This is a genomic window from Streptomyces sparsogenes subsp. cuspidosporus (assembly GCF_039532705.1).
GTDB classification, from domain to species: domain Bacteria; phylum Actinomycetota; class Actinomycetes; order Streptomycetales; family Streptomycetaceae; genus Streptomyces; species Streptomyces sparsogenes.
On sequence record NZ_BAAASD010000016.1, the window covers coordinates 161,930 to 168,263 of the forward strand.

The 6,334-nt window shown below is 74.2% G+C and carries 5 protein-coding genes and 2 rRNA genes; 1 reads left to right on the top strand and 6 read right to left on the bottom strand.

Features of this window, described 5'->3' with window-relative positions; translation table 11 throughout:
• Nucleotides 1-25: 25 nt before the first annotated feature.
• Both ABFY07_RS20725 and ABFY07_RS20730 read right to left on the bottom strand, forming a co-directional pair.
• Nucleotides 26-1,078 (bottom strand): FecCD family ABC transporter permease, encoded by a 1,053-nt coding sequence (locus tag ABFY07_RS20725; protein ID WP_065958215.1) that lies wholly within the window; start codon nucleotides 1,076-1,078, stop codon nucleotides 26-28.
• A gap of 174 nt (nucleotides 1,079-1,252) precedes the next feature.
• A complete protein-coding gene (locus ABFY07_RS20730) occupies nucleotides 1,253-2,308 on the bottom strand; it encodes an HAD-IIA family hydrolase (RefSeq protein WP_346175919.1) in 1,056 nt (351 codons plus the stop codon).
• 78 nt (nucleotides 2,309-2,386) lie between these two features.
• On the opposite strand from ABFY07_RS20730, the gene ABFY07_RS20735 reads away from it, so the two are divergent.
• On the top strand, nucleotides 2,387-3,694 hold the full coding sequence (locus ABFY07_RS20735) for a DUF1015 domain-containing protein (protein ID WP_346175920.1): 1,308 nt from the start codon (nucleotides 2,387-2,389) through the stop codon (nucleotides 3,692-3,694).
• Between the two features lie 99 nt (nucleotides 3,695-3,793).
• On the opposite strand, the gene ABFY07_RS20740 is transcribed toward ABFY07_RS20735, so the two are convergent.
• From ABFY07_RS20740 to ABFY07_RS20755, 4 genes are all read right to left on the bottom strand, one after another.
• A complete protein-coding gene (locus ABFY07_RS20740) occupies nucleotides 3,794-4,633 on the bottom strand; it encodes a tetratricopeptide repeat protein (RefSeq protein ID WP_346175935.1) in 840 nt (279 codons plus the stop codon).
• A gap of 23 nt (nucleotides 4,634-4,656) precedes the next feature.
• Nucleotides 4,657-5,892: a hypothetical protein gene (locus ABFY07_RS20745; RefSeq protein ID WP_346175921.1), complete on the bottom strand. Its 1,236-nt coding sequence runs from the start codon at nucleotides 5,890-5,892 to the stop codon at nucleotides 4,657-4,659.
• Nucleotides 5,893-5,974: 82 nt separating this feature from the next.
• Nucleotides 5,975-6,091, bottom strand: a 5S ribosomal RNA gene (gene rrf, locus ABFY07_RS20750).
• A gap of 128 nt (nucleotides 6,092-6,219) precedes the next feature.
• Nucleotides 6,220-6,334 (bottom strand): 23S ribosomal RNA (locus tag ABFY07_RS20755); the annotation flags it as partial.

The window sequence follows — 6,334 nt, forward strand, 5'->3', positions numbered from 1 at the left end:
CTCTTGCTCTCGTGCACGCTCGCGTTCACAGCTGGGCCATCCTCCGGCGCCGGACGAGGTAGATGAAGACGGGTCCGCCGATGAGCGTGGTGACCACGCCGGCCTGAAGCTCCGAGGGCCGGGACACCACCCGGCCGATCACATCGGCCGCCAGCAGCAGCACCGGCGAGAGCACCGCGGCGTACGGCAGGGTCCAGCGCAGATCGGGCCCGGTGAGCGCCCGTACGACATGCGGCACCATCAGGCCGACGAAGGCGATCGGCCCGCAGGCGGCGGTCGCGGCCCCGCACAGCAGGGTGACGGCGGCCATGGCGAGCAGCCGGGTGCGGCCCAGCCGGGTGCCCAGGGCGCGCGCCGTGTCGTCCCCGAGCGCCACGGCGTTCAGCGACCGGCCGAGCGCCAGGGCGAGCACCGCGCCCACGACGAGGAACGGGGCGACCTGCTTGACGACCGTCATGTTCGCGGAGGCGAGCGAACCGACCGTCCAGAAGCGCATCTTGTCCAGAGCGGCCGTGTCCAGCAGCTCAACGGCGTTGACATAGCCGTACAGCGCGGCGTACACGGCCGTTCCGGCGAGCGCCAGCCGCACCGGCGTGGCCCCCCGGCTGCCGCCGAGCGCGTAGACGAGCACGGACGCGACGGCGGTGCCCAGGAAGGCGAACCACACATAGCCGGTCAGGGAGGTGACGCCGAGAAAGCTGATGGCGGAGACGACGGCGGCGGACGCGCCCGCGTTCAGGCCGAGCAGCCCCGGGTCGGCGAGCGGATTGCGGGTGAGCGCCTGGATCACCGCTCCCGCGAGCCCGAGCGCGGCACCCACCAGCAGCCCGAGCACGGTACGCGGCACCCGCACGTCCCGGACCACCACATCGGTGTCGCTGCCGCTGTAGTGGGCCAGCCCGTGCCACACCTCGCCCAGCGTGATCGGCTTGGCGCCGATCGCCACGCTGGCGGCGGCGACCACCAGCAGGACCCCCAGGGAGGCCGCGAGCCCGGCCGCGCGGCGCGCGGCGCGCCGCCCGGGCGGTGGTGCGGTCGCTGTCTCGGTCCCGGCTCTCACCGGACTGACCAGGGTCACGCGGAACTCCACCTCGCAGCAAGGCCGATCACAACTCAGGTTAGGTTAACCTAACCTACTTTGCCGCGCCTGGGGAGGGGCCGTCACCGACAGGGACAGGAGCGAGCGGGGCCTGCGAGCGGGGTGCGTGGGAGCACGGGCCTGCGAGCGGGGCGCGAGGGACGGGGCAGGGCTTCACAGCCCCAGCCGCGCCAGCGCCTTCTCCGCGTCCGCCGCACACGCCCCGGACCCGGCCTCGTCCCACGCCGCCGCGCACAGCGCCCGCAGCCCGTTGATCGGGTCGTCGCCCTCCCCCTCCAGCACCAGCGCGCCCTGGCGCACCCGGGCCAGCCAGCCACCACAGCGGAAGCCGCCGTCCGCCCCCGACCCCGCGGGCGTCACCTCGGGCTGGGGCGCCAGCAGGCCCCTCAGGTCGCGTTCCACATAGCTCGGCCGGTGCCGGGGCTCGGCGGCCAGCAGCCCCGCCGGGGAGGTCACCCCGGTCAGGACCAGCAGCGAGTCGACGCCGCCCGCGTACGCGCCCTCGATGTCGGTGTCCAGCCGGTCCCCCACCACCAGCGGCCGCCGCGCGCCGGTCCGCAGGATCGTCTCCCGGTGCATCGGGGGCAGCGGCTTCCCCGCGACCTGCGGGGAGCGGCCCGTGACGATCCGTACGACCTCCACCGCCGCGCCATTGCCCGGCGCGATGCCCCGGCCGCTCGGAATCGTGAGGTCCGCGTTGGAGGCGAACCACGGCAGGCCGCGCGCCACCGCGTACCCGGCCTCCGCCAGCCGCCCCCAGGGCAGCTCCGGCCCGCCGTACCCCTGGACCACCGCCGCCGGATCGTCGTCCGCCGACTCCACCGGCACCAGACCCCGCTCGCGCAGCGCCACCCGCAGCCCCTCGCCGCCGATCACCAGCACCCGGGCCCCGGCCGGGAGCTGCTCGGCGATCAGCCGGGCCACCGCCTGCGCCGAGGTGATCACGTCCTCGGGCCCGGCCGGCACCCCGAGCCGGGTCAGGTGCTCCGCCACCGCCTCCGGCGTCCGCAGCGCGTTGTTCGTCACGTACGCCAGCCGCATCCCGCCGTCCCGCGCGGCGCCCAGCGACTCCACGGCGTGCTCGATCGCCTCGCCCCCCGCGTAGACCACCCCGTCGAGGTCCAGCAGGGCGGTGTCGTACGCCTCGCTCAGCGGCCGCTCACTGGCCACGGGCCGGATCCGGGCGTTCTGGGTGACGGGGGGATTCATGGGGGACACGCTCCTCGCATGTATGTGCGTCTGCCCCCCGATCATCGCCTATCACGCCGGACGGCATAGCATTCACTGATGAGCATTCCAGGGCCTGTCGGGCAAGGTCTTCAGCTCGCCCCGTTCCGGGGATTGCGCTACGTCGCGGAGCGGGTCGGCAGCCTGGCCGCCGTCACCTCCCCGCCGTACGACGTCGTGGTGCGGCCCGACGGGCTGCGCGCGCTCGAGACGGCGGACCCGTACAACATCGTCCGCCTCATCCTCCCCCAGGCCGGCACCCCCGCCGACCGCCACCGGCAGGCCGCCGAGACCCTGCGCCGCTGGCAGGCCGACGGGATACTCGCCCCCGACCCCGAGCCCGCGCTCTACGTCTACGAGCAGCGCGACGGCCACCTGCTGCAGCGGGGGATCATCGGCGCCCTGCGGCTGAGCCCGCGCGAGGAGGGCGTGGTCCTCCCGCACGAGGAGGTCATGCCGCACGTCGTGGACGACCGCGCCGCCCTGATGCGCGCCACCGACGCCAATCTCGAGCCGCTGCTGCTCGCCTACCGCAGCGACGGCTCGGTCACCGGCGCCGCCTCCGTCGTCGAACGCACCGCCCGGCTCCGCCCGTTGCTGTCCACGACCACCGAGGACGGCTTCAGCCACCACCTGTGGCGGGTGACCGACCCGGCCGACCTCGCCGAGATCGCCGCCGACCTGCGCCACCGGCAGGCCCTCATCGCCGACGGCCACCACCGCTGGGCCACCTACCTGCGGCTGCGCGAGGAGCGGACGGAGCCCGGCCCCTGGGACTTCGGGCTGGTCCTGCTCGTCGACACCGCCCGCTATCCGCTCCGGGTCAGGGCCATCCACCGGCTGCTCCACCAGCTGTCGCCCGCCGACGCGCTGGCCGCCCTGGGCACCCTGAGCACGCCGGAGGGCTCCGCCTTCCGCGTACGGGCGGTCGACGGCCCGCTCCCCCAGGCCCTGGCCACCCTCGCGAAGGCCGCCGACGAGCCGGGGGCCGGCAATGCCTTCCTGCTCGCCGGGGACGGCGGCTTCCACCTCCTGGACCGCCCCGACCCCGCGCTCCTGGCGCGTACGGTCCCCACCGACCGGCCGGAGGCCTGGCGCACCCTCGACGCGACGGTCCTGCACGCCCTGCTGCTCCAGCACATCTGGCAGGTCCCGGACACCCCCGGCCACATCGGCTACCTCCATGACGCGGCGGCGGCCGTGGAGCAGGCGGAGCGGCACGGCGGCACGGCGGTGCTGATGCACCCGGTGCGGGAAGGGGTCGTCCACGACCTGGCCCGCCAGGGGATCCCCATGCCGCACAAGTCCACCTCCTTCGGGCCGAAGCCCGCGTCGGGCCTGGTCCTGCGGAGCCTCGCGCTCGGCTGACGACATGCAACGCGGTGGGGGCGGAACGCGGTGAGGGCGGAACCCGTGGGTTCCGCCCTCACTCAGCTCTCTCGGCCCTTGGCTCTTCTTCGGCCGGGGTCAGCCGCCGTCGGCCTCGCGCTCCGGACGGTCGGCCTGGGCGGCCTCGGTGCCCTCGGCAGTCTCGGCGTCGTCCTCGGGCTCGTCCCCGGCCTTGTCACCGGCCTCGTCCTCGGCCTTGTCCTCGACCGGTGCCTCCTCGGGCTCCGTGACCTTCTCCGACGCCGCGAGTTCCTCGGGCTCAGCGGGTTCCTCCGGCTCCTCGGGGGCGAGCGCGTCCACGAACTCCACGCCGTCCAGCTCCGCGAGCCGGTCGGACGCGTCCGTGGTCCCGCCCTGGTCCGCCTCCAGCGCCTTGGCGAACCACTCCCGGGCCTCGTCCTCACGGCCGACGGCCAGCAGCGCGTCGGCGTACGCGTAGCGCAGCCGCGCGGTCCACGGCTGTACGGACTGGGAGGCCAGCTCAGGGCTCTGCAGCGTCACCACGGCGGCGTCGACCTGGCCCATGTCGCGCCGGGCGCCCGCCGCGACCAGCCGCATCTCGACCTGCCCGGCCCGGTCCAGCTTCTGCACCTCGGGCTCGCCGGCCATCGCCAGAGCCCGCTCCGGGCGACCCATGCCGCGCTCGCAGTCGGCCATCACGGGCCACAGCTCGGCGGTGCCGGTCATCCGCCGCGCCGCGCGGAACTCCGCCAGCGCCTCCGCGTACTTCGCGACGGCGTACGAGGCGAAGCCCGCGGCCTCGCGCACGGCCGCGACGCGGGAGGCGAGCCGCAGCGCCACGCGCGAGTACTCGTACGCCCGCTCGGGCTCGTCGTCCAGCAGCTTGGCGACCATCACGAGGTTCTTCGCCACGTCGTCGGCGAGCGTCTTGGGCAGGCTCATGAGCTCCTGCCGCACGCTCTTGTCGATCTCGTCCCCGGTCACGTCCTCGGGGATCGGCAGCCGCTTGACCGGCTCGCGGTCGCGGTCACGGTCGCGGCCGCGGTCGTCCCGGCGCCCGTAGCCGCCGGACCGGTCGTCGCGGCGCTGGTAACCGCCACCGGAACGCTCGTCGCGGCCCCGGCCCTGGCCCCCGTACGGCCGACGCGGTCCACGGTCGTCCCGCCCGCGGAAGCCGCCCTCGCGGTCGTCCCGGCGCGGCGCGCGCGGCCGGTCGTCACGGCGGTCGTCACGGCGCTCATCACGCCGGTCATCGCGGCGGTCATCGCGGCGGAAACCGCCACGGTCGTCGTCCCGGCGGAAGGAGGGCCGGTCGTCACGGCGCTCGAACCCGCCGCCGGCGCGCCCTCCACGGTCGCGGTCGTCGCGTCGCGGCCCGCGCGGCCGCTCATCACGGCGGTCGTCGCGCCGGTCGTCGCGGCGAAAGCCGCCACGGTCGTCGTCCCGGCGGTACGAAGGCCGGTCGTCGCGGCGCTCGTCCCGCCGGTCGCCGCGCTGGTCATCCCTGCGGTAATCACGACGCTCCTCGCGGCGGTCGTCACGCCGGAAGCCACCGCGATCGTCGTCGCGACGGAAGCCGCCACGGTCATCGTCCCGGCGGAACCCGGGCCGGTCGTCGCGGTCCCGACGGAATCCGCCCTGGCGGAACCCTCCCTCGCGGTCGTCGCGGCGCGGCGCGCGCGGCCGGTCGTCACGGCGGTCATCACGCCGGTCATCGCGGCGGAAACCGCCACGGTCGTCGTCCCGGCGGTACGAAGGCCGGTCGTCGCGGCGCTCGTCCCGCCGGTCGTCACGACGGTCGAACCCGCCACCGGGACGGCCACCCCGGTCGTCACGGCGTCCGTACCCGCCGGGCCGTCCGCCGCGGTCGTCGTCACGGCGAGGACCACGCGGCCGGTCATCGCGGCGGTCGTCACGCCGGAAGCCACCGCGGTCCTCATCGCGGCGGAAGCCGCCACGGTCCCCACGGTCCCGGTCCCGGTCGTCGCCGCGGCGGAAGCCACCGCGGTCGTCATCCCGCCGGGGACGGTAGGGGCGCTCATCGCGTCCGCGACGGAACCCGCCACGATCGCCATCACGTCGCGGCCCGGACTCGCGGAAGTCGCGCCGGTCACCGCCGTCCCGGCGCCGCGGCTCCCGATCCGGACGATCGTCGGGGGAGTTGGTGGACATCGACGTGACTCCTGTCTTGAGGTACTGCGGCCATTCTCGCGCATCGGACGTGCCAACGCGTTACAGCAAAAACAAAAGGACCCCTGGTCCCAGCATGAACGCTGGGACCAGGGGTCCTCAAAGATTGTTCGGCGGCGTCCTACTCTCCCACAGGGTCCCCCCTGCAGTACCATCGGCGCTGAAAGGCTTAGCTTCCGGGTTCGGAATGTAACCGGGCGTTTCCCTAACGCAATGACCACCGAAACCCTATTGCCCATCCCGCGACCGCGGGGATTGGACAGGGCAGCGAACAAGCACACTGTTCAGTTAAGTGCGGCTCAACCGGTGCGACTGTTCGCAACCCGGGAACCACACAGTGGACGCGAGCAACTGAGGACAAGCCCTCGGCCTATTAGTACCAGTCAACTCCACCGGTCACCCGGCTTCCATATCTGGCCTATCAACCCAGTCGTCTACTGGGAGCCTTACCCCATCAAGTGGGTGGGA

What these genes read in the sequence shown, in the direction of transcription:
- ABFY07_RS20730 (WP_346175919.1), bottom strand. Translation starts at nt 2,308, where the DNA reads ATGAATCCCCCCGTCACCCAGAACGCCCGGATCCGGCCCGTGGCCAGT.
- ABFY07_RS20735 (WP_346175920.1), top strand. Translation starts at nt 2,387, where the DNA reads ATGAGCATTCCAGGGCCTGTCGGGCAAGGTCTTCAGCTCGCCCCGTTC.
- ABFY07_RS20745 (WP_346175921.1), bottom strand. Translation starts at nt 5,892, where the DNA reads ATGCGCGAGAATGGCCGCAGTACCTCAAGACAGGAGTCACGTCGATGT.